General features: G+C 66.9%; 25 protein-coding genes, 1 tRNA gene and 1 pseudogene. 3 read left to right on the plus strand and 24 right to left on the minus strand.

The genetic code is table 11. The features are described 5' to 3' along the window. Positions 1 to 25 precede the first annotated feature (25 nt). Together ACZK4Z_RS17225 and ACZK4Z_RS17230 are read right to left on the minus strand one after the other, a co-directional pair. A complete protein-coding gene (locus ACZK4Z_RS17225) occupies positions 26 to 964 on the minus strand; it encodes an alpha/beta hydrolase (RefSeq protein ID WP_125892781.1) in 939 nt (312 codons plus the stop codon). Between the two features lie 84 nt (positions 965 to 1,048). Further along, positions 1,049 to 1,900 carry an alpha/beta hydrolase gene (locus ACZK4Z_RS17230; RefSeq protein WP_049463257.1) on the minus strand — a complete coding sequence of 284 codons (852 nt, stop codon included), beginning with the start codon at positions 1,898 to 1,900 and terminating at the stop codon, positions 1,049 to 1,051. 585 nt (positions 1,901 to 2,485) lie between these two features. Between ACZK4Z_RS17230 and ACZK4Z_RS17235 the strand changes: the two genes are divergently transcribed. Further along, on the plus strand, positions 2,486 to 2,803 hold the full coding sequence (locus tag ACZK4Z_RS17235) for a hypothetical protein (protein WP_049463266.1): 318 nt from the start codon (positions 2,486 to 2,488) through the stop codon (positions 2,801 to 2,803). Between the two features lie 75 nt (positions 2,804 to 2,878). On the opposite strand, the gene ACZK4Z_RS17240 is transcribed toward ACZK4Z_RS17235, so the two are convergent. After that, positions 2,879 to 2,954 (minus strand) — tRNA-Lys (locus ACZK4Z_RS17240). Positions 2,955 to 3,131: 177 nt separating this feature from the next. Here ACZK4Z_RS17240 and ACZK4Z_RS17245 point away from each other — a divergent pair. Beyond that, positions 3,132 to 4,088 (plus strand): DUF2268 domain-containing putative Zn-dependent protease, encoded by a 957-nt coding sequence (locus ACZK4Z_RS17245; RefSeq protein WP_478450947.1) that lies wholly within the window; start codon positions 3,132 to 3,134, stop codon positions 4,086 to 4,088. Positions 4,089 to 4,140: 52 nt separating this feature from the next. Here the strand turns inward: ACZK4Z_RS17245 and queC are convergent, their stop codons facing one another. The 18 genes from queC to aspS all read right to left on the minus strand — a co-directional run bounded on the left by queC (position 4,141) and on the right by aspS (position 20,515). Continuing rightward, on the minus strand, positions 4,141 to 4,806 hold the full coding sequence (gene queC, locus ACZK4Z_RS17250) for a 7-cyano-7-deazaguanine synthase QueC (protein ID WP_032128525.1): 666 nt from the start codon (positions 4,804 to 4,806) through the stop codon (positions 4,141 to 4,143). Between the two features lie 78 nt (positions 4,807 to 4,884). Then, on the minus strand, positions 4,885 to 5,586 hold the full coding sequence (queE, locus tag ACZK4Z_RS17255) for a 7-carboxy-7-deazaguanine synthase QueE (RefSeq protein ID WP_478450948.1): 702 nt from the start codon (positions 5,584 to 5,586) through the stop codon (positions 4,885 to 4,887). 237 nt (positions 5,587 to 5,823) lie between these two features. Beyond that, positions 5,824 to 6,642: a tol-pal system protein YbgF gene (gene ybgF, locus ACZK4Z_RS17260; RefSeq protein ID WP_197615798.1), complete on the minus strand. Its 819-nt coding sequence runs from the start codon at positions 6,640 to 6,642 to the stop codon at positions 5,824 to 5,826. Between the two features lie 3 nt (positions 6,643 to 6,645). Then, a complete protein-coding gene (pal, locus tag ACZK4Z_RS17265) occupies positions 6,646 to 7,164 on the minus strand; it encodes a peptidoglycan-associated lipoprotein Pal (protein WP_032128527.1) in 519 nt (172 codons plus the stop codon). A 64-nt stretch (positions 7,165 to 7,228) separates the two neighbouring features. Then, positions 7,229 to 8,548: a Tol-Pal system beta propeller repeat protein TolB gene (gene tolB / locus ACZK4Z_RS17270; protein WP_032128528.1), complete on the minus strand. Its 1,320-nt coding sequence runs from the start codon at positions 8,546 to 8,548 to the stop codon at positions 7,229 to 7,231. Positions 8,549 to 8,832: 284 nt separating this feature from the next. Continuing rightward, positions 8,833 to 9,888 (minus strand): cell envelope integrity protein TolA, encoded by a 1,056-nt coding sequence (tolA, locus tag ACZK4Z_RS17275; protein ID WP_005410750.1) that lies wholly within the window; start codon positions 9,886 to 9,888, stop codon positions 8,833 to 8,835. Beyond that, entirely contained in the window at positions 9,878 to 10,306 is a 429-nt protein-coding gene (gene tolR, locus ACZK4Z_RS17280) for a protein TolR (RefSeq protein ID WP_049400778.1), read from the minus strand. Before tolR ends, tolA begins: the two co-directional genes overlap by 11 nt. Before the next feature lie 24 nt (positions 10,307 to 10,330). After that, a complete protein-coding gene (gene tolQ / locus ACZK4Z_RS17285) occupies positions 10,331 to 11,110 on the minus strand; it encodes a protein TolQ (protein ID WP_006438802.1) in 780 nt (259 codons plus the stop codon). Positions 11,111 to 11,120: 10 nt separating this feature from the next. Continuing rightward, positions 11,121 to 11,552, minus strand: a complete 432-nt coding sequence (gene ybgC, locus ACZK4Z_RS17290) for a tol-pal system-associated acyl-CoA thioesterase (protein WP_071229045.1) — start codon at positions 11,550 to 11,552, stop codon at positions 11,121 to 11,123. Beyond that, positions 11,542 to 12,582 (minus strand): Holliday junction branch migration DNA helicase RuvB, encoded by a 1,041-nt coding sequence (ruvB, locus tag ACZK4Z_RS17295; protein WP_010481595.1) that lies wholly within the window; start codon positions 12,580 to 12,582, stop codon positions 11,542 to 11,544. Before ruvB ends, ybgC begins: the two co-directional genes overlap by 11 nt. Positions 12,583 to 13,042: 460 nt before the next feature. Further along, positions 13,043 to 14,962, minus strand: a complete 1,920-nt coding sequence (locus tag ACZK4Z_RS17300; RefSeq protein ID WP_032128529.1) for a potassium transporter Kup — start codon at positions 14,960 to 14,962, stop codon at positions 13,043 to 13,045. Positions 14,963 to 15,011: 49 nt separating this feature from the next. Beyond that, positions 15,012 to 15,605 carry a Holliday junction branch migration protein RuvA gene (gene ruvA, locus ACZK4Z_RS17305; protein WP_005410756.1) on the minus strand — a complete coding sequence of 198 codons (594 nt, stop codon included), beginning with the start codon at positions 15,603 to 15,605 and terminating at the stop codon, positions 15,012 to 15,014. A gap of 13 nt (positions 15,606 to 15,618) precedes the next feature. Continuing rightward, positions 15,619 to 16,140 (minus strand): crossover junction endodeoxyribonuclease RuvC, encoded by a 522-nt coding sequence (gene ruvC, locus ACZK4Z_RS17310; protein ID WP_032128530.1) that lies wholly within the window; start codon positions 16,138 to 16,140, stop codon positions 15,619 to 15,621. Between the two features lie 105 nt (positions 16,141 to 16,245). Beyond that, positions 16,246 to 16,977 carry a YebC/PmpR family DNA-binding transcriptional regulator gene (locus tag ACZK4Z_RS17315; RefSeq protein ID WP_032128531.1) on the minus strand — a complete coding sequence of 244 codons (732 nt, stop codon included), beginning with the start codon at positions 16,975 to 16,977 and terminating at the stop codon, positions 16,246 to 16,248. 179 nt (positions 16,978 to 17,156) lie between these two features. Then, complete coding sequence (locus ACZK4Z_RS17320) at positions 17,157 to 17,789, minus strand: esterase/lipase family protein (RefSeq protein WP_032128532.1); 633 nt, start codon at positions 17,787 to 17,789, stop codon at positions 17,157 to 17,159. 75 nt (positions 17,790 to 17,864) lie between these two features. Beyond that, complete coding sequence (locus ACZK4Z_RS17325) at positions 17,865 to 18,386, minus strand: N-acetyltransferase family protein (protein ID WP_478450949.1); 522 nt, start codon at positions 18,384 to 18,386, stop codon at positions 17,865 to 17,867. Positions 18,387 to 18,417: 31 nt separating this feature from the next. After that, positions 18,418 to 18,747: a DNA primase gene (locus ACZK4Z_RS17330; protein ID WP_478450950.1), complete on the minus strand. Its 330-nt coding sequence runs from the start codon at positions 18,745 to 18,747 to the stop codon at positions 18,418 to 18,420. Positions 18,748 to 18,763: 16 nt separating this feature from the next. Next, a complete protein-coding gene (aspS, locus tag ACZK4Z_RS17335) occupies positions 18,764 to 20,515 on the minus strand; it encodes an aspartate--tRNA ligase (protein WP_010481582.1) in 1,752 nt (583 codons plus the stop codon). 159 nt (positions 20,516 to 20,674) lie between these two features. Between aspS and ACZK4Z_RS17340 the strand changes: the two genes are divergently transcribed. After that, positions 20,675 to 21,430: a DUF3011 domain-containing protein gene (locus tag ACZK4Z_RS17340; RefSeq protein WP_478450951.1), complete on the plus strand. Its 756-nt coding sequence runs from the start codon at positions 20,675 to 20,677 to the stop codon at positions 21,428 to 21,430. Positions 21,431 to 21,563: 133 nt separating this feature from the next. Here the strand turns inward: ACZK4Z_RS17340 and ACZK4Z_RS17345 are convergent, their stop codons facing one another. The 3 genes and pseudogenes from ACZK4Z_RS17345 to blaL2 all read right to left on the minus strand — a co-directional run bounded on the left by ACZK4Z_RS17345 (position 21,564) and on the right by blaL2 (position 24,473). Beyond that, positions 21,564 to 22,205, minus strand: a complete 642-nt coding sequence (locus ACZK4Z_RS17345) for a hypothetical protein (RefSeq protein ID WP_049422905.1) — start codon at positions 22,203 to 22,205, stop codon at positions 21,564 to 21,566. 55 nt (positions 22,206 to 22,260) lie between these two features. After that, a complete protein-coding gene (locus tag ACZK4Z_RS17350) occupies positions 22,261 to 23,475 on the minus strand; it encodes a cation:proton antiporter (protein WP_293798389.1) in 1,215 nt (404 codons plus the stop codon). Between the two features lie 85 nt (positions 23,476 to 23,560). After that, positions 23,561 to 24,473 (minus strand): annotated as a pseudogene (gene blaL2 / locus ACZK4Z_RS17355) (L2 family extended-spectrum class A beta-lactamase). Positions 24,474 to 24,535: the final 62 nt, after the last annotated feature.

Below are 24,535 nucleotides of genomic sequence, written 5' to 3' on the forward strand. Positions count from 1 at the left end.
CGCCATGCGTGGATGCAGCCCCCCATCAACCGCCGGTGTACGGCCCTTCACCCGGCATCACCTCCAGCAGTGCGCGAGTGATCACCTGCGGGTAGACCGTAAGATGGTCCTCGCCGTCAATCACCACGTTGTCCACCTTCAACTTGCGCCCCGTGCGCTTCAGCTGGGCAGTGAAGTCCGCGGTCTGCTTCAGCATGTCATTGCCGGTGGAATAACGCGGCCCTGGCTTGTCCGTCTCGTAACTGCCCACCGACAGCAGCACGCGCGTAGGCTGCGTCGGGATGACTGCGGCATCCTGCATTCGCGGCAGCAGAAGCTGGTCGAACCACAACGAAGGACTGGACAGGATGTAGGTGCTGAACAGGTCCGGCTGGGTGGTCAGCACATAGGCGCCGAACAGCGCGCCATAGGAATGACCGGCGAACACGCGCCGGGCGGGATCGGTGCGATAACGCGCATCGACCATCGGCAGCACCTGTGTCGCCAGGAAATCACGGTAGTGCGCGGCACCGCCGTAGGTGACGTCATCACTGTAATAGCCATCGACCGTGCGCGCCGGATTGCTGGGCGTGTAGTCGCGCGAGCGGCTCTGCTTTGAAGTCAGGCCTTCCTGCGGCGGCAAACCGACCAGGATGAAATTCTCGATGTTGACGCCCTGCTGCCCCACCAGATTTCGCACGCTGCGCACCAGCGGGAAGCTGTACAGCGCATCGGTCACGTACAGCACCGGATAGTGCTTTTCCGGATGCGCCGCATAGTCGGCCGGCAGCGCCACCCAGATCGGGTAATCGCGCCCCACGGGGTCATGTACGCGCAGCGCTTCGGTATCCGGCAGCATCACGCCCGGCACCGCCGTTGCCGCGCTTTCCTTCGCGTCACTCTGCGTTGCCGGTGGTGCCACCGACATCGCACAGCCACCCACGGCCAGGCAGGCCGCCACACTCCATCCACGCACACGCTGCATCCACGCTCTCCCGTTGCGGGCGACGCTCTCAGGTGGCGCCGCTACCGCATCCTCACACGTCATGCGGTGCAGTGCCACGCCGGATCAGGGCGACGCCGGCGGCGGTGCCGGGAACAGCGTGCGCAGCGCCTGCAAGGCGGCTGGGTGATAGATCGTGGCGTGGGTTTCCTCCGGCAGCGGCAGGTACTTCACCAGCGGCGACGGCGACGCCTGCTGCAGCAGCGTGGCCAACTGCGCGGCGGACGCAGCCAGCTCCGGCTGCCCACTGCTGGCCAGGAACACGCGCGGCTGCGCACGCGTCACCGCCGGCAACTGCTTGGCCGCAGCGGCCAACATCGTGCCCCGGTTCCACCACAGGCTGGGGTCCAGCGCGATGTAGCTGTTGAACAGTGTCGGCTCCTGCAGCAACGTCTCGACCACGAACAAGCCGGCCAGCGATTCACCGATCAGCGCGCGCTCGTCGGTGGTCGGGTAGCGTTGGCGCACCTGCGGCATCAGTTCATCGCGCAGGAAGCTGCGGTAGGCCGCTGAACCGCCGATGCGGGGCGCGATCTTCTGGTCCTGTGGGTCGCTGCTGGGGCCCGTCATGTCGCGGCGGCGTTCGGTGTTCTCGATGCCTACCAGCAGGAACGGACGCATGCTGCCGTTGCCGCTCAGCACCTGCACCAGCCCTGCCACATGCAGGAAGTCCTCGCCGATGCCGCCATCGGCCATGTACAGCACCGGCAATGGTGCCTTCGGGTCCAGACCCCAGGGTTGCGGGCGGTAGACATTGATGCGGCGGGTTTCGCCCAGCGCCTTCGACTCGATGGTAAAGGTCTCGCCGATGACCAGCGGGGTCGCGGCAGCGGCCTGTGCGGACGGCGCCGGCTCGGCGGCCATCAACGGCGCGGCGGAGACAGCGGACAACAACAGCGACAGCACGATCAAGCGCATGGAGCGGCCCATCCTGGGAAAGTGCCGAGCATAACGCCAAGGCCAAAGCGTCGGCCGATGCGGCATGCCTGCACGTATGCTACGGCGCTGCGCGATGCTTGAACTGTATCGGGAAATGACTGCAATCGCGTTTGCTAGCATTCGTCGTTTCCTACAAGGAGTTGGGACATGGGGGGCTTCAGCATTTGGCACTGGATCATTCTTCTGGCGGTCGTCCTGATCCCGGTCGGCATCGCAGCCGTCATCGCAGCGATTGTTCTCAGGCGAAAGTAGATCCACGCCATGCGTGGATGCGCATTCTGGGGATGCCTCAAGCGCATCCGCGATGGCACGCGCGAAGCGTGCAGCCGTTGGCATGCTGACCGTGGCGGAAATGCTGCACGCCGCTGAGCGCTGCCGGTCGATGGCCATGCCCGACTGCCATCTGGATGAAGGGGGGGCGATGGGTTGTTCTTCGCCTGCCGCAGGCTGGCGGAACGGGTGTGCCGGGATATCCGGCCGGCGTACCCGCCGCTTTACCCAGAACCGGTCCATACTTGGGACGGGCTGGTCGCCAGTCCCTTCGAAACCTACAAGGAGGTTTGCATGTTGAGTGCCGTACTCATCGCCGCGCTGGCCGCCAGCCCGGCCGCGCCCGTACCGTATGCCGACTGCCTGCTCGGCAACATCCAGCCCGGGCTGTCTGATCGTGCCGTGCAACTGGTGCAGGAGGCCTGTGCTGCAAAGCATCCGGAGAGCTTCGCCGCAGCAATGGAACTGGAACGCAGAACCAGTCTGCAGCGGCTCACCTATTTCGAGGCGGCAAGAGCGGAGGCGGCACGTTCTGCGAATGCGGCAGCAACGGCCGCACAGGAGGCTGCCGACGCGGCGGCGGCTAAAGCGAAGAATGCGCGGACGAAGTAGTTGCCCTGGACGAGCGCCACAAAAAAGGCACCGCATTGCGGTGCCTTTCTGAATGACCTGGGTCATTGGATGCAATGGTGGGCCGTGAAGGATTCGAACCTTCGACCAAAAGATTAAAAGTCTTCTGCTCTACCGACTGAGCTAACGGCCCATTGCACTGCCCCAGCCTTTCGGCGGGGTGGGCATTCTACCCTACTTTGCCGGGCCGGGTGAAACCCTGGTGCATGAGGTTGCCGGCCAGCGGCCGGCACTACCCGATCCGGTGAGCCCGCTTAAACCTTCCGGGCCTCCGTCGCATCCCATCTGTGATCCTTCCCCGGAGCCACGGATGCGCCTGCCCTTCTGCCTCATTGCCGCCCTGCTGCTGCCCTGCGCAACACTGGCCGCCCCGCCCCAGGTCGTCACTGATGATATCGGCCGCTTCTGGGCTACCTATGACGCCGTGCGCACCGAGCCCGACGTTGAACGCCAGGTCGCACTGGTGCAGGAGCGCTACATCGATCCAGGCAGCCCCGGCCTGCATGCGCTGATGCAGGTGCGCAACTACACCGCTCGCGAATACGCCACGGCCATGCGTACGTGGCCGCGCTTCTGGACGTCGGTACGGCCATTGACCGCCAACGCGCAGCAGGCCAGCACCACCCTGGAACGGGACCTGGCTGCGTTCCGGGAGCTTTACCCCGCCCTGCGCCCCGCCAACATCACCTATGCGGTCGGTGTTCTGCGTACCGGCGGCACGACGCTGGGTGACAAGGTGCTGATCGGAGCGGAGATGGCGCTGGGCGATGAGCGCGTGGACGTGAGCGAGCTGCCGGAGCCGATGCGCAGCCGCCTGCGGATCTTCTACGACAGCCGTCCGGGGGCGAACAACGCGCAGAACAACCTGCACGAGTACGTGCATACCCAGCAGCGCGAGACCACCGGCAGCCTGGCCCAGTACGCGGTGCGCGAGGGTGTGGCCGAGTATGTGGCGGAGCGGCTGAGCGGGCGCCGGCCGGCATTATCCTTCTACGACTACGGCGCAACACACGAGGCGGAAATCCGCGCACGCTTCATTGCTGAGATGAACGGGGAAAATCTCGACAACTGGCTCTACAACAGCGCCCGCAATCCGTTCGGGGTGAGTGATGTGGGCTATTACGCCGGGTATCGCATCGCGCAGGGGTACATGCGACAACAGGCTGATGAGAAGGCGGCGATCGCGCGGATGATCGAACTGGACTATGCCGATCCGAAGGCGGTGCGGGCGTTTATTGACGCGTCGGGGTGGTTGCAGGCCCGGTAGGCCAAGGAGTGCGAACCAACGGTTCGCACCCACCGAGAGAGTGATTGCGCGGTCAGGCGTACAGCGTCGGGTCGGCGACGCCGGCTTCGGCAAAGCCCTGCGCGCGCAGGCGGCAGGCGTCGCAATGGCCGCAGGCGGCGCCATTGGCGTCGGCGTTGTAGCAGGACACGGTGAGGCCGAAGTCCACGCCCAGGCGCACGCCTTCGCTGACGATCTGGCCCTTGCTGAGGAACTGCAGCGGTGCGTGCACCTTGATGCCCGCGCCTTCCACGCCCGACTTGGTGGCCAGGTTGGCCAGCGCCTGGAACGCGGCCACGAACTCGGGACGGCAGTCCGGGTAGCCGGAGTAGTCCACGGCGTTGACGCCGCAGAAGATGTCGTTGGCGCCGAGCACTTCGGCCCAGCCCAACGCCAGCGACAGCATGATGGTGTTGCGCGCCGGCACGTAGGTGACCGGAATGCCGGCACCGCCGGCCTCGGGCACGTCGATGTCGTCGGTCAACGCCGAGCCGCCGATGCTGCGCAGGTCCACGTCCACGGTCTTGTGCGCGATAACGCCCTGGGCCTTGGCCACGCGGGCGGCGGCATCCAGTTCGGAAGTATGGCGCTGGCCGTAGCGCACGCTCAGGGCATGCACGGCGAAGCCCTGTTCCTGGGCCATGGCGATGACGGCGGCTGAATCCATGCCGCCGGAGAGAAGCACGACTGCCTTCTTCATGGGTAAAACATCCGGTTGGGAGGGGAAAGCCAGCACGCTGTCCCGCGCCGGAGCTACATCAGGGAACGCTGCCTGGGCTCATCGGCCCGGCTCATCGTTCCACAGGATTTTATGCAACTGCATCTGGAAGCGCACCGGCAGCCGGTCCTCGACGATCCAGCCGGCCAGCTGGCGCGCGGTGATCTCACCCTTGCTCGGCGAGAAGAACACGGTGCAACGCTTCACCAGATCGTGCTCGGCCAACTGGGACTTGGCCCAGTCGTAATCCTCGCGGCTGCAGATGACGAACTTGATCTGGTCGCGGGCGGTCAGCAACGGCAGGTTGTCCCAGCGGTTGCGCGCCACTTCGGCCGAACCCGGGGTCTTGATGTCGACCACGCGCGATACCCGGGGGTCCACAGCGCTGACGTCCAGCGCACCGGAGGTTTCCAGCGAGACGTCCATGCCGGCATCGCACAGCTTCTGCAGCAGCACCAGGCAGCGCTTCTGCGCCAGCGGCTCGCCACCAGTCACGCAGACGTGGCGCACGCCCTGGGCCAGCACCTCGGCCACGATGTCGTCGATGTCCCACCAGGTGCCGCCATGGAAGGCATAGGCGGTGTCGCAGTACTGGCAACGCAGCGGGCAGCCGGTCAGGCGCACGAACACGGTCGGCCAGCCAGCGGTATCGGCTTCGCCCTGCAGCGAGGTGAAGATCTCGGTGATCTTCAGGCGTGGCAGGGGCGACTGCACGATCTCACTGGGCGTGGCTGCGGCGCTGGACGAGGTAACGGCGGTCATGGCGGGGACTTCTTGGTGGGACACGTGGCGGGTGGGCTACCGTGGCCGGTAACGAAAGCAGCCGAGCATGGCTCGGCTCTACAACTGCAGCCGGTCGGGTGTGGCCCAGCCGGTGATGCAAGCCGCCGGGCATGGCCCGGCGCTACCGGATCCGGGCGGGTTTGCCGGTCCGGAAACGAAAGCAGCCGAGCGTGGGCTCGGCTCTACAGGGCACCCATTGTACGCCCGGTCAGCGGATCAGCGGATCTGCTTGCCGAGGCGGATCGACTGCAGGCGGTCCTGCGCGGTGCGCGCGGCGTCCGAGCCAGGGTACTGCGCCACGACGGTCTCCAGCGTCTGCTGGGCCTGGTCGACCTTGCCCTCGCCATACTGCGAGAGGCCGACCTTGAGCAGGCCGCCAGCGGCCTTGTCGTGGGTCGGATAGCGCGAGAGCAGTTCACGGAACTGGGTCTCCGCCATCGGGAAATTGCGGGTGGCGTAGTAGCTCTCGCCCAGCCAGTACAGCGCGTTCGGCGCGTAGACGCCGTTCGGGTACAGCTGCAGGAAGCTCAGGAACAGCTGCGCCGAATCATCGTACTTGCCGGCCTTCAGCGAATCGAAGGCGACGTTGTAGGAGGTGCGCTCGTCGCCGGTGGCGGCAAGGCTGCCGGCATCACCATGGACGGAAGGCGGCCGCTCGGAAGTGGCCGCCGCTGCGGGTTTTGCCGGGGCCGGGGCGGCCTTCGGCGCGCTCGCCGGAACGGGCGGCAGGGCCGGGGCGGCATTGCCCCCTTCCAACCGGTTCAGGCGGCTGTCCAGATCCAGGTACTGGTCCTGGGCGGACTGCTTGAGCTGGGCGTTGTCGTGCTGCAACTGCTCGATCGAGGCCTGCAGGCTGGTGACCTGCTGCCGCAGCTGATTGATCTGGCTCAACAGGTCCTGGTTGGCACTGTTGTTGTACATCTGCTGCTCGATCGCGCCAACGCGGTCGGCCAGGCTCTGTCGCTGTGCATGCGCCGGTGCGGCAGCCACGAGGGCTGCCGCAACGACCAGCATCAGTTTGATGCCAATACGCATGGATTACTGCGCGGTGTAGACGATTTCGACGCGACGGTTCTGCGACCAGCAGGACTCGTTCGACTCGGTGCAGACCGGACGCTCTTCACCGTAGGACACGACGGTCAGCTGCGAAGCCGAGCCACCGTTGGCCTGCAGGGCCGAGTTGACGCCGTTGCCACGACGCTCGCCCAGGGCCTGGTTGTACGCGCGCGAACCGCGCTCGTCGGTGTGGCCCTGCAGGGTGATGCGCGAGGACGGACGGTCACGCAGGTACTTGGCGTGGCACGCCATGATGGCCTGGAATTCCGGCTTCACGTCTTCCTTGTCCAGGTCGAAGTAGACAACGCGCTGGCGCAGGCAAGCGTCGGTGTCCAGGTCGCCCGGGCCGTACAGGCCGGAGGTCGACGGAGCGGTCGGGGTGGTGGTCGAGGTGCCGGTGTCAACCGGGGCTGCCGGCTCTTCCTTCACCTTCTTCGAGCAACCGGCCAGGACGGCCACAGACAGCAGGGAAACAAGCAGAACGCGGGTGGACTTGTTCATGGCGATACCTTTGTGGCTCCTAGGCCGATGAGGGGTTCAAGACAGCGAAAATATTAACACTCTTTTAGCGCTGGGTACGGTATGGGGACCATGCCGGTTCGCGCACATCTCCGTCAGCCAGAACCAACCGCTGGCGCACGCGCGCATCGGCAGAAACGGCGTACAGCACACCACGGCCACCCTCGCGGGCGGCGTACAACACCATGCTTGCGTTGGGCGCAAAGCTCGGAGATTCATCCAGCGAACCCGGGGACAGCGTGCTCCAGCGGGGCGAACCCAGCGAGCTGTCCATCATCGCGATCTTGTAGCTGTTGCCCGAGCCCTGGGCGACGGCGATCTTCTTGCCATCGTAGGACACCGAGGGCTTGGCATTGTAGTTGCCCTGGAAGGTCACGCGTTCGGCACTGCCGCCGCCCGCACCGACCTTGTAGACCTGCGGACGGCCGCCGCGGTCGGAGGTGAAGTACACCGCGCTGCCGTCCGGCGCCCAGGTCGGCTCGGTATCGATGGCGAAGTGGTTGGTCAGCTGGGTCAGCTGCTTGCTGCCCAGGTCCATCACGTAGATTTCCGGGTTGCCCGAACGCGACAGGGTCAGGGCCAGCTTGCGGCCGTCCGGCGAGAACGCCGGGGCGCTGTTGATGCCGCGGAAGCTGGTGACCAGCTCACGCGCGCCGGTGCCGATGTTCTGGATGTAGATCGCCGAGTTGCCACGCTCGAAGCTGACGTAGGCCAGCTTGCTGCCATCCGGGCTCCACGACGGCGACAGCAGCGGCTCGGCCGAACGCACGATGGTCTGCGGGTTGTAGCCATCGGAGTCGGCCACCATCAGCGCGTAGCGCATGGCGTCGCCCTTGCCGCTGGCGGTCACGTAGGCGATGCGGGTCCAGAAGGCGCCACGGACACCGGTGATCTTCTCGTAGATGGCATCGGCCATCTGATGGGCGACGTCACGCATGGCGTTGCCACGGGCGGTCATCGCCAGGCCCAGCAGGCGCTCGCCCTTCGGTACGTCGAACAGTTCGTACTCGACACGGTAGGCGCCGGCACCAGCGTCGAGCACGCGGCCGACCACGATGTAGTTCTGCTTCAGCGCGCGCCAGGTGGCGAACTGGATGTCGCCGCCCCGCACGGGCTTTTCGACGATCTGTGCTTCCGGCAGCGTGCGGAACTGGCCCGAACGCTCGAGGTCGGCGCGGACCACGCCGGCGACGTCGGTCTGCGGTGCAGCCGCCGAACCCTGGTAAGGCATCGGCACGATGGTGATCGGCAGCGCGGAGGCATTGCCGCCGATGATGTCGATATCCAGCCCCTTCTGCTGCGCGACGGCAGCAAAGGGCAGCAACAGGGCCGCAAACACGGCAAGCCAGCGAGGCATCTTTTTCATGGAGCGCTCAATAGGGGGAAACCGGAACGAGGGATAACAAAGCGGGAGTGAACCGCTTCGCAATCATGAACCAAGGGTACGTGAATTCCGGGTCAGTTCCAGCCCGTCCTCTCACGCACCGTTAACGTCGTGGCTAACATCGCACCGCCTGCCCCGGCCACACCGCCCCGCAGGGTGGTATTCCACAGCAGCCCCCAGCCTGCCCGGCTGAAACCGGGCCCGCCAGAGGCAAGCGCGACATCCGTGGGCGCAGGTGACCCGAGAGCCACCTTGCCCTGCCCGCCTCAGCGATCCTGGGCAGTAAAGGTGAAGTTGAGCGTGCGTGCGAACACAGACTCGAAGCCGCGGTACGGCAGCGGCTGCGCGTTGAGCACGGCGGCCTCGATCGAACGCTTGCCGGCCTCGTCGTACGGGCAGTTCGGGCTGACCTTGGCCTGCATCACCGTGCCCCCCGGAATCTGGGTGATGGTGATCTGGCAACGCTGGCCGAGCGGCACCGTATCCGGGCGCACCCACTGCGACAGCACCTTGGCCTGGATCGCGGCCGCGTACTTGGCCGAAAGATCATCGCTGTTGCCACCGCCACCGGCGGCCGGCTGGGAGGCACCGCTGGAACCGGCAGCGGCACTGCCGGCAGCATTACGCGCGGCTGCCACCTGGCGCAGCTTCTGCTCGGCCAGCTTGGCTTCCTTCTCGGCCTGCTCGCGGCGGGCACGGATCTCGGCGATCTTCTTCTGCTTCTCGGCCTCGGCCTTGTCAGCCGCCACGCGCTCCTGCTCGGCCTGCTTCTTCTTTTCGTCCGCTTCCTGCTGCTTGGCCAGGCGCAGCTTCTGCTCCGCTTCCTCCTGGCGCTTGCGTTCGGTCAGGTCGATCTGTTCCTGGCGGCGCTTGGCTTCCTGTTCCTGCTTGGCCTTCTCCTGCGAGATGGCCAGCGCGCTCACCGCTTCCTGGTCCTTGGTGTCTGGCTGCGCGACACGCTCCTGCGCCTGTTGCTGCTGCGGCGTGGGGGCGTCCTGCGGGCGCGGTTCGGGAATCGGCTGCGGCGGCGGGATGGTGTCTTCAGGCACCGGGATCGGCTCGGCCACCGGCGGCGGCAGGTCCTCCAGCTTCTCCGACTGGCGCAGGGCCTGGCGCGCGGCGGAGGCCTCGGACGCGGACAGCGCCAGGCTGGCCTCGACCGAGGGGTCGCCGGCGGCGGCATCGGTGTTGCGCTCGGGCGACCAGAACCAGGCCACGATGAACACCAGCGCGACCAGCAGGTGCACCAGCAACGCCAGCGCCAGGGGCAGGCCCCAGCCGGGTTCGCGCTGATGCGGGGGTGGCAGGGCGTCAGCGTGCATCGGTGGCCAGGCCTACCTTGTCTACCTTGGCGCGCTTGATCACATCCATTGCAGCAATGACCTTTTCATAGGCCACGGCGCGGTCGGCGGCGACGATCACGCGCACGCCCTTGTCCTGGGCGGCGATGCCGGCCAGACGGCCTTCCAGTTCCTCGGCCGACACGGCGGTCGGGTCCTTGGCGTCGGGCAGCTTCAGGCTGAGCTGGCCGTCCTGGCGCACCGAGACGATCACCGGATCCTGCTTGCTCTCCAGCGCCTTGGCGTTGGACTGCGGCAGGTCGACGTCGAAGCTCAGGGTGAGCAGCGGTGCGGTGACCATGAAGATGATCAGCAGCACCAGCATGACGTCGATGTAGGGAACGACGTTGATTTCCGATTTCAGCTTGCGGCGCTTGCGGCGACCGATGGCAGCGGACATGGCTTGGACTCCCGGGTCAGGCGCTTACTCGTCGCCAGCGCTCTGGCGCTGCAGGATGGAGCTGAACTCTTCGGCGAAGGTCTCGAACCGCACCGACATGCGCTCCACGCGGGTGGTGAAGCGGTTGTAGGCCCACACCGCCGGGATCGCCACGAACAGGCCGATGGCGGTGGCGAACAGTGCCTCGGAGATGCCCGGCGCGACGGCGGCGATGCCGGCCTGCGCACCGCTGCTGATCATGTCGTGCATGGTCACCATGATGCCGAACACGGTACCGACCAGGCCCACGTAAGGCGCGGTCGAGCCGATGTTGGCCAGCAGTTCCAGGTTGCGCTCAAGCTGGTCCACTTCGCGGGTGTAAGTGGTGCGCATCGCGCGCTGTGCGCCTTCCAGCTGGGCCCGACCGTCCAGGCGGCGCTTGTCGCGCAGGCGGGTGTACTCGCGGAAGCCGGCTTCGAAGATGGCTTCCAGGCCGCCGACATTGCGGCTGCGGTCGGTGGCCGAGCTGTACAGCTTGCCCAGGTCCGCACCGGACCAGAAGCGGTTCTCGAACTCGTCGGCTTCGCGGGTGGCCTGCTTGAACACGCGGGCCTTGCGGAAAATGATCACCCAGCTGACGAACGAGCCGACCAGCAGCAGCAGCACGATGATCTTCACCGGCAGGCTGGCCTTGGCCATCAGTTCGAGGTAGTTGATGCCGCCGCCGGTGGTGGCCTGGGCAAGGGTCTGTGTCGCGGCGTTGCTGACATCGGCCGGCAGTGCCTCGGTGACCGTGGCCTGCAGGGCCAGGAGCGTTGCGATCATCCGTTGTTCCTCAGTGTTCGGATTCGGGGTGGAGGTGGGGTTGCAGCACGGCAAGGACGGCCTCGTCCATGCCACGCGGGCGGAAACTGGCCGCTTCCAGTGCGGCGATGCGGACCTGCGCCGACAGCAGCAGCTCGCCGTCGCGCAGGATCTGCTGGTCGAAGACCATGCTGGCCTTCTTCAGCTGGACCAGACGGGCACTCACCTGCAGGGTGTCATCCAGCCGTGCCGGCTTGATGAAATCCATCTGCATCGAGCGCACCGCGAAGACCATCCCGTGCTCGGCGCGCATGCGCTCCTGGCCGTAGCCCAGCGCACGCATCCATTCGGTCCGGGCCCGTTCCATGAAGGCCACGTAGCGGGCGTGGTAGACCACGCCACCTGCGTCGGTATCTTCCCAGTAAATGCGTGTCGGCCAACTGAATCGGGGCTCAACCGACATCGGGAACCTCCGCGAACAGGTCCTGCGGCGGGTTCTTCGGCTTCAGGCCCATGTGCCGGTAGGCCTTGTGGGTGGCCATGCGGCCACGCGCGGTGCGCACCAGGAAGCCCTGCTGGATCAGGTACGGCTCGACCACGTCTTCCAGCGTGCCGCGCTCTTCAGACAGCGCCGCCGCCAGCGATTCGATGCCGACCGGGCCGCCGTCGAAGTAGTCGACCATGGTCTTGAGCAGGCGCCGGTCAAGCTCGTCGAAGCCCTCCGGGTCGACCTTGAGCATCTTCATCGCGGCTTGGGCCACGGCCTCGTCGATGTGGCCGCCGGCCTTCACCTGCGCATAGTCGCGCACGCGGCGCAGCAGGCGGTTGGCGATACGCGGGGTGCCACGCGCGCGGCGTGCGATCTCGCCGGCGCCATCGGCGGTGCAGTCGATGGCCAGGATGGCTGCCGAGCGGCGCACGATCCGGGTCAGCTCCTCGACACTGTAGAACTCCAGGCGCTGGACGATGCCGAAGCGGTCGCGCAACGGCGCGGTCAGAAGGCCAGCACGGGTGGTGGCACCGATCAGGGTGAACGGCGGCAGGTCGATCTTGATCGAGCGGGCGGCGGGGCCCTCGCCGATCATGATGTCGATCTGGAAATCTTCCATCGCCGGGTACAGCACTTCCTCCACCACCGGCGACAGGCGATGGATCTCGTCGATGAACAGCACATCGTGCGGCTGCAGGTTGGTCAGCAGCGCGGCGAGGTCGCCGGCCTTCTCGATCACCGGGCCGGAGGTGACCCGCAGGGCCACGCCCAGTTCGTTGGCGATGACATGGCTGAGGGTGGTCTTGCCCAGGCCGGGCGGCCCGAAGATCAGCACGTGGTCGAGCGCGTCGCCGCGCCCCTTGGCCGCCTGGATGTAGATCTCCATCTGCTCGCGCACCGGCACCTGGCCGAGGTAGTCGGCAAGGCGCTTGGGGCGGATGCTGGCGTCGGCGGCGTCATCCTCGCGGGTGGCGCCGGCGCCGATGATGCGGTCGTCGGTCATGTGCTGATTATGCGGCAAAAGCGCGGGTTTCGGCCGGGCTGCGCCCGGCACCCGCAGAAGCAACTGCAACGGCCGGAGCAACAGCCAAAGCTGAGTTCCTGGGGAATGGCGGGGTGGGTCCGCTTGCGGGGGACGCTGCAAGTACGTCCATGTAAGCTCGGTCGCCGCATCCATGCGGCTCACGCCCCCGCAACCGGACCCACCCCGCCTTCGACAGTTTCCTGCGGCCTGTCGGAACGGCGTTCTGCTTTAGTGGGTGCCGACCGTTGGTCGGCACGGTAGATCCAGGCGTGGAGGAAACTGGAGAGCAGAGTGGGCCAAGCTTCAAGCGCGCGGCATCTCCGCAAGTGGAGCCCCCTTGTTGTTCAAGGGGGCGCGCCGACAGGCGCGGGGATAAGGTGGAATGCGCGCGGGACCCACGGTTTGCGCAGCAAATCGTGGGACGTAGCGCAGGTGGAGATTAAATCTCCACCTGCGCGCCCAGTTCCACCAATCTGTTGCCCGGAATCCGGAAGAACCCCGTGGCCGGAGCGGCGTTCCTGTGCATCAGGGCGAACAGCTTGTCGCGCCAGATCGGCATGCCGCGGTTGGCGGTGGCGACGATGGTTTCGCGGCTGGCGAAGAAGGTGGTGTCCATCGGGTCGAAGTAGATGCCGCCGTGGTCGCACGAGCGCATCAGCGCCAGCGGCACGTCCGGGGTCTCCATGAAACCGAAGCGCACGTAGACGCGGTAGAACTCGTCGCCCACCGATTCGATCTTCAGCCGCTGCCCTTCCATCGCATAGGGAATGGGCAGGGTTTCCACGTGCAGGAACACGTTGCGCTCGTGCAGCACCTTGTTGTGCTTGAGATTGTGCATCAGCGCATGCGGAGCCACGGTCGGGTCGGCGGTGAGGAATACCGCGGTGCCCGGCACGCGTACCGGCGGCGCCAGCATCAGGCCTGGCAGGAAGGTATCCAGGCGGATGCCGTCCTTGCGGATCTCATCGCGCAGCAGCTCGCGGCCACGGCGCCAGGTGCGCATCATGGTGAACAGGAAGATGCCCAGCACCACCGGGAACCAGGCGCCCTGCAGCAGCTTGGCGCCGTTGGCGATGACGAAGCCGAGGTCGATGACGAAGAACACCACACACAGCGGCAGGATCCACTTGCGCGCCTTCGGCCACAGCGAGCGCGCCACCAGGGCCAGCAGCAGGGTGTCGATCAGCATGGTGGCCGACACCGAGATGCCGTAGGCCACCGCCAGGTTGGAGGAGCTGCGGAAGGCCAGCACCAGGCCGATCACCATCACCGCGATGCCCCAGTTGATACCCGGGATGTAGATCTGGCCGATGGTGTCGTGCGAGGTGTGCTTGATCCGCATGCGCGGGATGTAGCCCAGCTGCATGGCCTGGCGCGATACCGAGAACGCGCCGGTGATGACCGACTGCGAGGCAATCACCGCGGCCATGGTGGCCAGGATGATCATCGGATACAGCGCCCACGACGGCACCGCTTCGAAGAACGGATTTTTCACCGCCTCGGGGTGGTTGAGCACCAGCGCACCCTGCCCCAGGTAGTTCAGCACCAGGCACGGCAGCACGAAGAAGTACCAGGCGTGGCGGATCGGCTTGGCACCGAAGTGGCCCATGTCGGCGTACAGCGCCTCACCGCCGGTCACTGCCAGCACCACCGCACCGAGGATGAAGATGCTGTGCCAGCCATGCTCCATGAAGAAGCGGATTGCCCACCACGGGTTGAACGCCTTCAGCACTTCCGGTGCATCGACGATGTTGTAGATGCCGATCGCCGCCAGCGAAATGAACCAGATCGAGGTGATCGGCCCGAACAGCTTGCCGATCTTCGCGGTGCCGAAGCGCTGTACCGCGAACACCGCCAGCAGTACCACCACGGTGATCGGTACGATGAAGGCGTGCAGTCCTGGCGCGGCAACTTCCAGGCCTTCCACCGCACCCAGCACCGATATCGCGGGGGTGATCACGCCATCGCCGAAGAACAGCGAGGCACCGAAGATGCCGAGGATGCCGACCACATAGGCCGAGCGCGACCCGTTGCGCAGCGTGCGCTGGGTCAGCGCCATCAGCGCCATGATGCCGCCCTCGCCGTCGTTGTCGGCGCGCATGATGATGGTCACGTACTTCAGCGTGACCACGATGTTCAGCGCCCAGAACGCCAGCGACAGCACGCCCAGCACGGTGTCGTGGTCACTGTTGAGCCCGTAGTGCGGCGAGAACGCCTCCTTCAGGGTGTACAGCGGGCTGGTACCGATATCGCCGAAGACCACGCCGATCGCACCGATGATCAGCGCCAGGCCTCCGGCTGGAGGGGCGTGACCATGACCGCCTGGGGCGGCCGCGTGCGGGGTTTGACTGCTGGACATGGGACTCCTGGCGAGGCTCAGGCGGTGGGTTGGGGGAAAGGAAGGCGGGTCAGCGCAGTGCCGACTGCAGCGCCTTGCGGATCACGGTGGCCACTTCGTCACCTTCATTGAAGGCATCGCGGGCCATGCGCGCCGCTTCGGCCGGCTTGTAGCCCAGCTGCTGCAGGGCCACGGTGGCATCGGACAGCGGATCGGCCGGGGCCGGGCCGCTGCCGGTGGGCAGCGCGCCGCCGGCACCGAACTGCGCCGCGCGGTCACGCAGCTCCAGCACCATGCGCTCGGCGGTCTTCTTGCCGATGCCCGGAATGCGGGTCAGCGCGGTGATGTCACCGGCCTGGACCATGCGCGCGAATTCCTCGACGGTGACGCCGGACAGCACGGCCAGCGCGATCTTCGCGCCGATGCCACTGACCTTCTGCACGTCGCGGAACAGGCGCCGCTCACCTTCGCGCAGGAAGCCGTACAGCGAGACGCTGTCTTCCTTCTGCGAGTAATGGGTGTACAGGGTGACCTCGCGGCCGAGCTCGGGCAGGTCGTAGAAGGTGCTCATCGGCGCCTCCAGTTCGTAGCCCACTCCGTTCACGTCCACCACCAGCCACGGCGGCGCCTTGTAGGCGACGATGCCGCGCAGTCGACCGATCATTGCGTGCAGCTCCTCATTTGCGGCCCCACGCCTGGCGGGCACTGAGCCCCAGGCGGTTGGCCGTTGCCCTTACGTGGGCATGGGTGATCGCCACTGCCAACGCGTCGGCCGCGTCGGCCTGCAGCTTGGTTTTCAGGTTGAGCATGAGCCCGACCATGTGTTGAACCTGTTGCTTTTCGGCGCCACCGCGCCCGACCACCGCCAGCTTGATCTCGCTGGCGGCGTATTCGTGCACCGGCAGGTCACGCAGCACCACGGCGGAAATGGCCGCGCCACGGGCCTGGCCCAGCTTCAGCGCCGAATCGGGGTTGCGGGCCATGAACACGCGTTCGATGGCCACTTCCTGCGGCTGGTACTCGCGGCACAGGTCAGCCAGGCCCAGCACCAGCAGCTTCATGCGCTGCGGGAAATCGTCGGCGCCGAGCAGCACCAGCGGCTGGTGGTGCACGTGGCTGACGCGGCCGGTGGCGTCGACATCGATGATGCCGACCCCGGTCCGCTGCGAACCGGGGTCGATGCCGAGGATGCGGGTCATGCTGCACTCCTGGCGGGGCGGAACGGGAGGCGCTGGCAGGCGTATGGGCTCATGACTGTCCGCGGTGACCGTTCAACGGCCCGCGCCCAGGCCGTCAAGGACGGCTCAGGCGTAGGCGTCGGCGCCGAGTTCGGCGTTGGAGTACACGTCCTGCACGTCGTCCAGGTCTTCAAGCATGTCCAGCAGCTTCTTGACCTGCAGGGCAACCTCGCCCTCGACCTTGATGTCGTTGTCCGCGCGGAAGGTGATTTCGGCGTGGTCGGCGACATGGCCAGCGGCGGCCATCGCATCCTTGACCGCGTTGAACGCGTCAGGGCTGGTGACCACGTCGATCGAGCCGTCGTCCGGGTAGACCACGATGTCATCGGCGCCGGCCTCGATGGCCGCTTCGGTGATGGCTTCCTCGTCGGCACCCGGGGCGAAGCTGAGCACGCCCAGGCGCTTGAACATGAAGGCGACCGAGCCTTCGGTGCCCATGTTGCCGCCGCACTTGCTGAACGCATGGCGGACATCGGCCACCGTGCGCACGCGGTTGTCGGTCAGGCAGTCGACGATCACGGCCACGCCACCCGGGGCGTAGCCCTCGTAGCGGATTTCCTCGTAATCGACGCCTTCCAGTTCACCGGTAGCCTTCTTGATGGCGCGCTCGATCACGTCCTTGGACATGTTCACGGCCAGGCCCTTGTCCACGGCCACGCGCAGGCGCGGATTGTTGTTGGGGTCGCCTCCACCGCCGCGCGCGGCAACGCCGATCTCGCGGATGATCTTGGTGAAAATCTTGCCGCGCTTCGCGTCGGACGCGTTCTTGCGGGCTTCGATGGAGGGGCCTCTACCCATGGGTGCTACCGTCTGGCTGCTTCAGGATCAAGGCGCGGATTCTACCTGATCGGGGGCGGCAACCGTGTCTAGGGCCGAAGGGATATCGGGAAGGCGCCATCCACGCATGGCGTGGATCTACTGCCGCCGGGCATGGCCCGGCGCTACCGAGAGTGCACCGCCCTGCCCGGCGAACCGCCTTACGCAGCGGCGGCGTCGCGGCTGTGATCGAACTGGCCGTGGCGCAGGAAATGCGCGGTCTGCCGCGCGGCATCGGGCGATACCACCAGGCCACTGTGGCTGGTGCGCACCACGCAATGGTCGGCCAGGCCCGGCAGGCGTGTCTCGGCCAGGGCCACGGTACCGTCGGAGGCATCGTCGATGGCGCCCAGCAGGCTGCCCAGCCCGTGCGGCACCGAACCGGCGATCAGGCCAACCTCGGCCCTGCCCTGCCAGTCCGGCAGGCCATCGAGCAGCAGATCGCTGCTGCGCCCCAACGCCAGGCCCCAGCCGTGCTCGGACAGCGAACGCGCAGTGCCACTGCCGCGCAGCGGCGAGCCCAGGCAGACCACGCGCTGCACGTCAAGCTGCGGCTGGCGGCGCAAGGCCTCCAGCGCCAGCAATCCCCCCAGGCTGTGGCCGACCAGCGACAACGGGCCGGCATCGGCCAGCCGCTCCAGCAGCTGCGGCACGGCCACGTCGGGGCCACCGAACACCGAGGAGTAACCGAACGCGTGCACCTGGAAACCACGCGCGCGCAGGCGCCAGGCCAGCGGCCCGACCCAGGCACGGGCATTCCAGATGCCATGCAGCAGCAATACGGGGGGAGTCATGCAAACAGCCTGGCGGTCAGCGGGGCGGAAACGTACGGTGATTGAACACGCGCGCGCAGCAAGCGGCGGTGAACGTCAGGTCGCGCGCGATGCGCGGCGCAGGATGAACTCGAGGTCCTGGGTATCACCGACCGGGAACAGGTACTCGCCGGCCTTCTCGAATCCATAGCGGGCGTAGAAACGCTGTGCGCCGAAGTTCTCCGACCACACGCCCAGCCACAGCGTGCGCGGGCCTTCGTGCTCCAGCCAGGCCAGCGCGGTTTCCAGCAGGCGGCTACCCCAGCCGCAGCTCTGCTGCGTCTTGATCAGGTACAGGCGCTTGAGTTCGCCGTCACCGGGCTTCACGTCCGGGTGCGGCAGGCCACAGGGGCCGGCGGCGGCATGGCCGACCGCCTCCCCGTCCAGCTCCAGCAGCCACACCGCGTAATCCGGGTGGGCCAGGATCACGCGCTGGCGCTCGACCGTGTAGGCCTCCTCGAGGAAGGCCTGCAGGTCCTGCGGCGGATACAGATGACCGAAGGTTTCGGTGAACGTGCGGGCAGCCAGCGCCGACAGGATCGGCGCGTCGTCCACGGTGGCGCGGCGGATCGAATACATGCAGGAAGTTGACGTCAGGGCGAAGCGCGGGTCAAGCCTTTTCAGGCGATTCCGCTTCTTCTTCCTCGTCCTCTTCCTCGTCCTCTTCCTCGTACTCCTCTTCGTCCTCGCCCTCTTCTTCGCCTTCCTCGTCCTCGTCGTACTCTTCCTCTTCGTCGTCCTCGTAATCCTCGACGCCGAAGTCTTCACCGTCCCAACGGCCTTCGCCGTCGGCGACGAAGGTCAGGGCCATCGCCGCCGGGTTGGTTCCGACGCGAACCAGCCAACCACCGAACACGCGCGCACGCTCGGTGACCAGGGTGGCCTCGGAGCCTTCATTGCCCAGCTTTTCCCACTCCAGCGAAAACGCAAACTCGGTCATTGCCTGGATCTCCTGATCAGTTGGTCTTGGGGCGAACCTGGATGTGCACTTCGGCCAGCTGCGCGTCGACGATCGGCGACGGCGCGTCGGTCATCAGATCCTGTGCACCGGTGGTCTTCGGGAACGGGATGACGTCGCGGATCGACTCGGTGCCGGCCATCAGCGCGGCGATGCGGTCGATACCGAAGGCGATGCCACCGTGCGGCGGCGCGCCGTAGTTCAGCGCGTCGAGCAGGAAGCCGAACTTGGCGCGGGCCTCTTCGGCACCGATGCCGAGCAGTTCGAACACCGCGCTCTGCATGTCCGGACGATGGATACGGATCGAACCGCCGCCGATTTCATTGCCGTTGAGCACCATGTCGTAACCGCGCGAAACGGCGGTACGGGCATTGGCGCGCAGGTCGGCGATGTCGTCCACAGCCGGTGCGGTGAAGGGGTGATGCAGGGCAACGTAGCGCTGTTCTTCCTCGTCCCACTCGAACATCGGGAAGTCGGTGACCCACAGCGGTGCCCAGCCGTCGGCGACCAGGCCGAAGTCCTTGCCGGCCTTCAGGCGCAGCGCGCCCATGAAGTCGGAGACCTTGTTGTAGCCACCGGCGCCGAAGAACACGATGTCACCGTTACCGGCGCCGACATGGGCGACCAGCGCGGCGAAGGATTCCTCGCTGAAGAACTTCTGGATCGGCGAGCTGACTTCGCCGTTGTCGGCGATCTTGATGTAGGCCAGGCCCTTGGCGCCGTACTTGGCGGCATGCGCGGCGTATTCGTCGATCTGCTTGCGGCTGAGCGCTGCACCGCCCGGGATGCGCAGCGCGGCGACGCGGCCTTCGGCGTCATTGGCCGGGCCGGTGAACACGGCGAACTCGCTGTCCTTGACCAGCTCGGCCACGTCGACCAGCTCCAGCGCGATGCGCAGGTCCGGCTTGTCCGAGCCGTAGCGACGCATTGCCTCGGCCCAGGTCATGCGCGGGAAGCTGGCATCCAGCTGGACGTCGACCACTTCCTTGAAGATGGCGCGGATCATGTCCTCGACGAAGTCCTGCACGTCGCGCTCGCGGACGAAGGCGAATTCCATGTCCAGCTGGGTGAATTCCAGCTGGCGGTCGGCACGCAGGGCCTCGTCGCGGAAGCAGCGCGCGATCTGGTAGTAGCGGTCGAAGCCGGCCACCATCAGGATCTGCTTGAACAGCTGCGGGCTCTGCGGCAGGGCGTAGAACTCGCCCGGATGCATGCGCGCCGGCACCAGGAAGTCGCGCGCGCCTTCCGGGGTGGCCTTGGTCAGGATCGGGGTCTCGATGTCCTGGAAGCCCTTTTCGTCCAGATGGCGGCGCAGGGCCTGCACCAGCTTGATGCGGGTGCGCTGCATGCGCTGCATTTCCGGGCGGCGCAGATCCAGGTAGCGGTACTTCAGGCGGGTTTCCTCGCCCGGATTCTCGTGGGCGTGGAACGGCAGCGGCGCGGCCTTGTTCAGCACGGTGATGGCGGTGGCGATCACTTCCACCTTGCCGGTGCGCATCTTGTCGTTCACCGCGTGGCGGGCACGCACCACGCCTTCCACCTGCAGCACGTCCTCGTAGCCCAGCGACGCGGCCACGGCGAACACGTCGGCGTTGTCGACTTCCACGGTCACCTGCACGATGCCTTCATGATCTCGAAGATCGATGAAGCAGACGCCGCCCTGGTTACGGGCCACGTCGGTCCAGCCGGCGAGGGTGACAGTCTGGCCAATCAGGGTCTCATCGACCAGGCCGCAGAAGTGGGTACGCATGGGGGGGAAGCTCCGCTGGAGAACGCCGGCACCGGATGGGGGCCGGAAAGCCTCGTATTCTGCGGCCGAGGCCCCGGCCGGGGCAAATCCGGCCAGTCACACCGGCTTGATCGCCCCCCTCCCTATAGTCGGGCACCTGCCACCGTATGGGATGCCGCCATGAAACCGCTGTCCCTGGCCAGCCTGGCCGTAACCCTCAGCCTGGGTGCCGCCGGCACCCTTGCCCTGCCCGCCCCTTCCGCGCATGCGCAGAGCGGCGTGGTCCGCTGCGAAAGCCAGAACAACCGCGAACGGGTCTGCAACACCGGCTGGCGCAATGCGCAGCTGGTGCGCCAGCTGTCCGGCTCGGACTGCGATGAAGGACGCACCTGGGGCAGCCGTAACGGCAGCATCTGGGTCACCAGCGGTTGCCGCGCCGAATTCGTCGAGGCCCGCGGCGGCTGGGGCGGCGGCAATGGCAATGGCGGTGGCGGTGGCTGGGGCGGCAACAACGGCCGGCCTGGCGAGACCATCCGCTGCGAGAGCCAGAACAACCGCGAGCGCAGCTGCCCGGTCGGCTGGCGCAATGCCCGCCTGGTCCGCCAGCTGTCCGGCAGCCCCTGCAACGAAGGGCGTACCTGGGGCGTGCGCAACGGCGCGGTCTGGGTCAGTGGCGGCTGCCGTGCCGAATTCGCCGAAGCCCGCGGCTGGGGCGGTGGTGGCGGTGGCTGGGGCGGCGGCAACAGCAATTACTCGGTTACCTGCAGCAGCAACAACAACCGCTCGCAGACCTGCGACTGGGATGAGCGTCAGGGCCGCCCGGTGCTGCAGCAGCAGCTGTCCGGCAGTGCCTGCCAGGAAGGCCGCAGCTGGGGCTACTCACGTGGCCAGGTGTGGGTGAGCAACGGCTGCCGCGCGCGTTTCGGTACGCGGTAAGTACACGGTCGGATTCCTGGCCGACGGCCAGGGCTCTGACCCCGGTCCGGTATCCCGCATCCACGCATGGCGTGGATCTACTGAGGGCCTTTCTGGGGTCGAGGCCCTCCGCAGGAGGGATCCGACCCTGGGATCACGGGGCGGACGCTTTATCGTCGCCCCACGGTGCAGGCGGCAGGGCAACCGGCTTGCTCAGGTCGAACTGCACGCGGAAGCGGCGGCCCTCCGGGCGGGTCAGCTCGTAGACAAAGGTCTGGTCGGGATCAATCTCCATCGCCCAGGTGTTGTGCGTGGATGCCAGCATGTCGGCGCGGCGGAACATCGCCACCGAATCGGCGTCGGCGGGGAACTGCTGGCGCTCGGCGGTGCCCGGCGGCGTGCTGTCGCCACCGTAGAGGGTGATCGCGTCGGGGCTGCCGTCTTCGTGGCGATGGTCGTGCTTCAGGCGCAGGCCGGTTTCCGTACGGGTCAGCACCCAGGTCCGCGAGTGGTCATCGCCGACATGGAACGGGATGCGCAGCTCGTGTGCCGGATCGGCACAGCCGCGCACATGCATGACCAGGCGCTGCCCGGCGAACGGATCCTTGCCGGTTGGTGCCGGCGTGTCCTCCACCACCTTGCCGGCGTAAGCCTGGCCGCAATGCGCGGCGATGGCGGCCATGAAGGCATCGGCCGGTGCGGTCGCCAGATCATGGGCGACCGTATCGGAGCGCTGCGAACACGCAGCAAGGCTGAGCAGGAGGGCGGAAGCGGTGACAACGGCAGGCAGTTTCATGCCCCAACCCTAACGGCCATGGCCGAAGTGCGCAAACCGCACGCGCAGCATCCGCTCAGCGATCGACTGCAGATGCCGCTGGCAGGGTTTCGGTGGCCGCCACCGGCGCGGCTTCGCCTTCACCCGCAGGTTCCTGTTCAACCGGATCGACATCGAACGGCGTGCGGAACACCAGCGACGGCAACAGCGTGGTCAGTGCGGCATACAGCAGCAGCGCGCCGAACAGCACCGCCGGAATCTGGAAGCGCTCGCGCATGATCGCCGCCAGCACCAGGGTGAAGATGAGGGTCGGGGCCAGCGCCAGCGAGACCCTCAGGCTGCTGCGGAAGCTCTCGCCGAACATCACCCGGCGCTGCAGCCAGACCACGCCGATGCGCAGCGGCAGCACCACCAGGGTGATCACGATGCCCAGCCCCAGCGCCTCGAAACTGAGTGCTTCGCTGGGCACCTTGGTGCCGGCGTTGAAGAAATAGAACGGCACGAAGAACGAGGCGAACAGGCGCAGCGCATGCAGGTTCTCGTGCGAGGCCAGCAGCGGCATGCGCTGGTGCAGCAGGCGCGCGACCAGGCCGGCGATGAAGGCACCGACCAGGTAATACACACCCAGCAGATAGGTGATGTACGCCGCGACCATGCCGACCATGACCAGCAGCGAGAACTCCGAACCCGGCGCGTGCGGCGCCACCCAGCGGCCCAGCGCGATGAACAGCAGCGGCAGGCCGACCATCATCGCCAGCAGGGCCAGGCTGGACAGCGCCATGTGCCCCGGGTCGCCGGCCTGCAGCACGATGAACAACGCGGCCAGCGCCAGCAGTTCACCGGCAATGGCCTTGCTGGTCACCCAGAACCGCTCGTCCTCGCTCAGGCCAAGCCGCGTCAGCGAATCCATGATGAAACCGGTGGAGGGGGTCAGCAGCGCCAGCGCCAGCAGGCCGGCGGCCTGCCACGGCAGCCCCGCGTAGCGCCAGGCCAGCCAGCCCACACCGAACAGCGTGCCGGTACGGATCACCAGATGCGCAAGCAGCGGCCACATGCCACGGCGCAGCGCCTGCAGATCCACTTCCAGGCCGGCGAACAGGAACAGCGAGGAAATGCCCAGTGTGGCCAACAGACCGATCACTGCGTCGTGCGCCTGGTCGCCCAGCCAGAGCATGCCGATGATGCCGAACAGCAGGCAGGTCAGCGGCGCGGGCAGGCTGAAACGCTGCAGCGCGCGCGGGATCACCAGCAGCGCAAAGATCAGCAGCAGGTAGATCAGTTCATGGCTCATGGGGGACTTCCGTGTGATTCGAACGCGCGCAGGATGCGCGCGCCGAACCGATCCGGCAAGCCACTTCTGAATGACCCCGGTTACCTCAACCGATCAGGCGATCGGCGATGCGGCCAACCTGCGCCAGCACCGTGGCACGCTGTTCGTTGCTGATCGCACCCGCCTGCAGGTAGGCGGTCAGCACCCAGGGCGTGCCGCCGGCCAGCGGCCACAACACGGCGATGTCGTTGCGCGCGTCCTCGCCGTTGCTGCCGGTCTTGTCACCGACGCGCCAGCGCTTGCCCAGGCCCGCGCGCAGGCAGGCGTCGCCGGTTTCGTTGTCGATCAGCCAATCGGCCAGCTGCTGCCGCGACGCCGGCTGCAGCACCTCGCCCAGCACCACGCGCTGCAGGGTCGCAGCCATCGCCGCCGGCGTGGTGGTGTCGCGCGGATCGCCCTTGGCAAAGCTGTTCAGCTCCGGCTCCAGGCGATCACTGCGGCTCACCGCATCACCGCTCGCGCGCAGGAACGCAGTCACCGCGGGCGGGCCACCGACCACGCCGAACAGCAGGTTGGCTGCAGTGTTGTCGCTGGTGATGATCGTGGCACGGCACAGATCGCGCACGGTCATGTCCTTGCCGGCGTGGCGACGGGTGACCGGCGCGTGCGAGAGAAGATCGGCATCGCGCACCGGCACGCGCGTGTCCAGCAGCCCAGAGGGTGCGCTCAGCCTGGCTGAGTACGGTGGCGGCCAGCACGCTCTTGAACGTGCTGCACATCGGGAAACGCTCGTCCTGGCGATGACCGATGCGGCGGCCGCTGGCGGTATCAAGCAGGGTCACGCCGAGGCGGCCGGCACAGGCCTTTTCCAGTGCGGCGAAGTCGGTGGCGGCGGTGAGGGCGGCATCGGTCGGTGCACTGGCGGCGGTCTTGCCCGCCGCACGGGCCAGCAACGGCAGGGCAAGCGAGGAAGCCACGGCGGCACCACTGAACTGCAGGAATCGGCGACGGGCGAGCATGCGGGGTTCTCCTGGGGGACCGTTCGATTATTGAAGCCTCGCACGCAGGCGACCAGCGCGAA

It is taken from the genome of Stenotrophomonas sp. 71799_Sma, assembly GCF_056482505.1.

Bases quoted from the DNA above. Each gene is read 5' to 3' on its own strand.
- ACZK4Z_RS17225 (WP_125892781.1), bottom strand. From the start codon at position 964: ATGCAGCGTGTGCGTGGATGGAGTGTGGCGGCCTGCCTGGCCGTGGGT.
- ACZK4Z_RS17230 (WP_049463257.1), bottom strand. From the start codon at position 1,900: ATGCGCTTGATCGTGCTGTCGCTGTTGTTGTCCGCTGTCTCCGCCGCG.
- ACZK4Z_RS17235 (WP_049463266.1), top strand. From the start codon at position 2,486: ATGTTGAGTGCCGTACTCATCGCCGCGCTGGCCGCCAGCCCGGCCGCG.
- ACZK4Z_RS17245 (WP_478450947.1), top strand. From the start codon at position 3,132: ATGCGCCTGCCCTTCTGCCTCATTGCCGCCCTGCTGCTGCCCTGCGCA.
- queC (WP_032128525.1), bottom strand. From the start codon at position 4,806: ATGAAGAAGGCAGTCGTGCTTCTCTCCGGCGGCATGGATTCAGCCGCC.
- queE (WP_478450948.1), bottom strand. From the start codon at position 5,586: ATGACCGCCGTTACCTCGTCCAGCGCCGCAGCCACGCCCAGTGAGATC.
- ybgF (WP_197615798.1), bottom strand. From the start codon at position 6,642: ATGCGTATTGGCATCAAACTGATGCTGGTCGTTGCGGCAGCCCTCGTG.
- pal (WP_032128527.1), bottom strand. From the start codon at position 7,164: ATGAACAAGTCCACCCGCGTTCTGCTTGTTTCCCTGCTGTCTGTGGCC.
- tolB (WP_032128528.1), bottom strand. From the start codon at position 8,548: ATGAAAAAGATGCCTCGCTGGCTTGCCGTGTTTGCGGCCCTGTTGCTG.
- tolA (WP_005410750.1), bottom strand. From the start codon at position 9,888: ATGCACGCTGACGCCCTGCCACCCCCGCATCAGCGCGAACCCGGCTGG.
- tolR (WP_049400778.1), bottom strand. From the start codon at position 10,306: ATGTCCGCTGCCATCGGTCGCCGCAAGCGCCGCAAGCTGAAATCGGAA.
- tolQ (WP_006438802.1), bottom strand. From the start codon at position 11,110: ATGATCGCAACGCTCCTGGCCCTGCAGGCCACGGTCACCGAGGCACTG.
- ybgC (WP_071229045.1), bottom strand. From the start codon at position 11,552: ATGTCGGTTGAGCCCCGATTCAGTTGGCCGACACGCATTTACTGGGAA.
- ruvB (WP_010481595.1), bottom strand. From the start codon at position 12,582: ATGACCGACGACCGCATCATCGGCGCCGGCGCCACCCGCGAGGATGAC.
- ACZK4Z_RS17300 (WP_032128529.1), bottom strand. From the start codon at position 14,962: ATGTCCAGCAGTCAAACCCCGCACGCGGCCGCCCCAGGCGGTCATGGT.
- ruvA (WP_005410756.1), bottom strand. From the start codon at position 15,605: ATGATCGGTCGACTGCGCGGCATCGTCGCCTACAAGGCGCCGCCGTGG.
- ruvC (WP_032128530.1), bottom strand. From the start codon at position 16,140: ATGACCCGCATCCTCGGCATCGACCCCGGTTCGCAGCGGACCGGGGTC.
- ACZK4Z_RS17315 (WP_032128531.1), bottom strand. From the start codon at position 16,977: ATGGGTAGAGGCCCCTCCATCGAAGCCCGCAAGAACGCGTCCGACGCG.
- ACZK4Z_RS17320 (WP_032128532.1), bottom strand. From the start codon at position 17,789: ATGACTCCCCCCGTATTGCTGCTGCATGGCATCTGGAATGCCCGTGCC.
- ACZK4Z_RS17325 (WP_478450949.1), bottom strand. From the start codon at position 18,386: ATGTATTCGATCCGCCGCGCCACCGTGGACGACGCGCCGATCCTGTCG.
- ACZK4Z_RS17330 (WP_478450950.1), bottom strand. From the start codon at position 18,747: ATGACCGAGTTTGCGTTTTCGCTGGAGTGGGAAAAGCTGGGCAATGAA.
- aspS (WP_010481582.1), bottom strand. From the start codon at position 20,515: ATGCGTACCCACTTCTGCGGCCTGGTCGATGAGACCCTGATTGGCCAG.
- ACZK4Z_RS17340 (WP_478450951.1), top strand. From the start codon at position 20,675: ATGAAACCGCTGTCCCTGGCCAGCCTGGCCGTAACCCTCAGCCTGGGT.
- ACZK4Z_RS17345 (WP_049422905.1), bottom strand. From the start codon at position 22,205: ATGAAACTGCCTGCCGTTGTCACCGCTTCCGCCCTCCTGCTCAGCCTT.
- ACZK4Z_RS17350 (WP_293798389.1), bottom strand. From the start codon at position 23,475: ATGAGCCATGAACTGATCTACCTGCTGCTGATCTTTGCGCTGCTGGTG.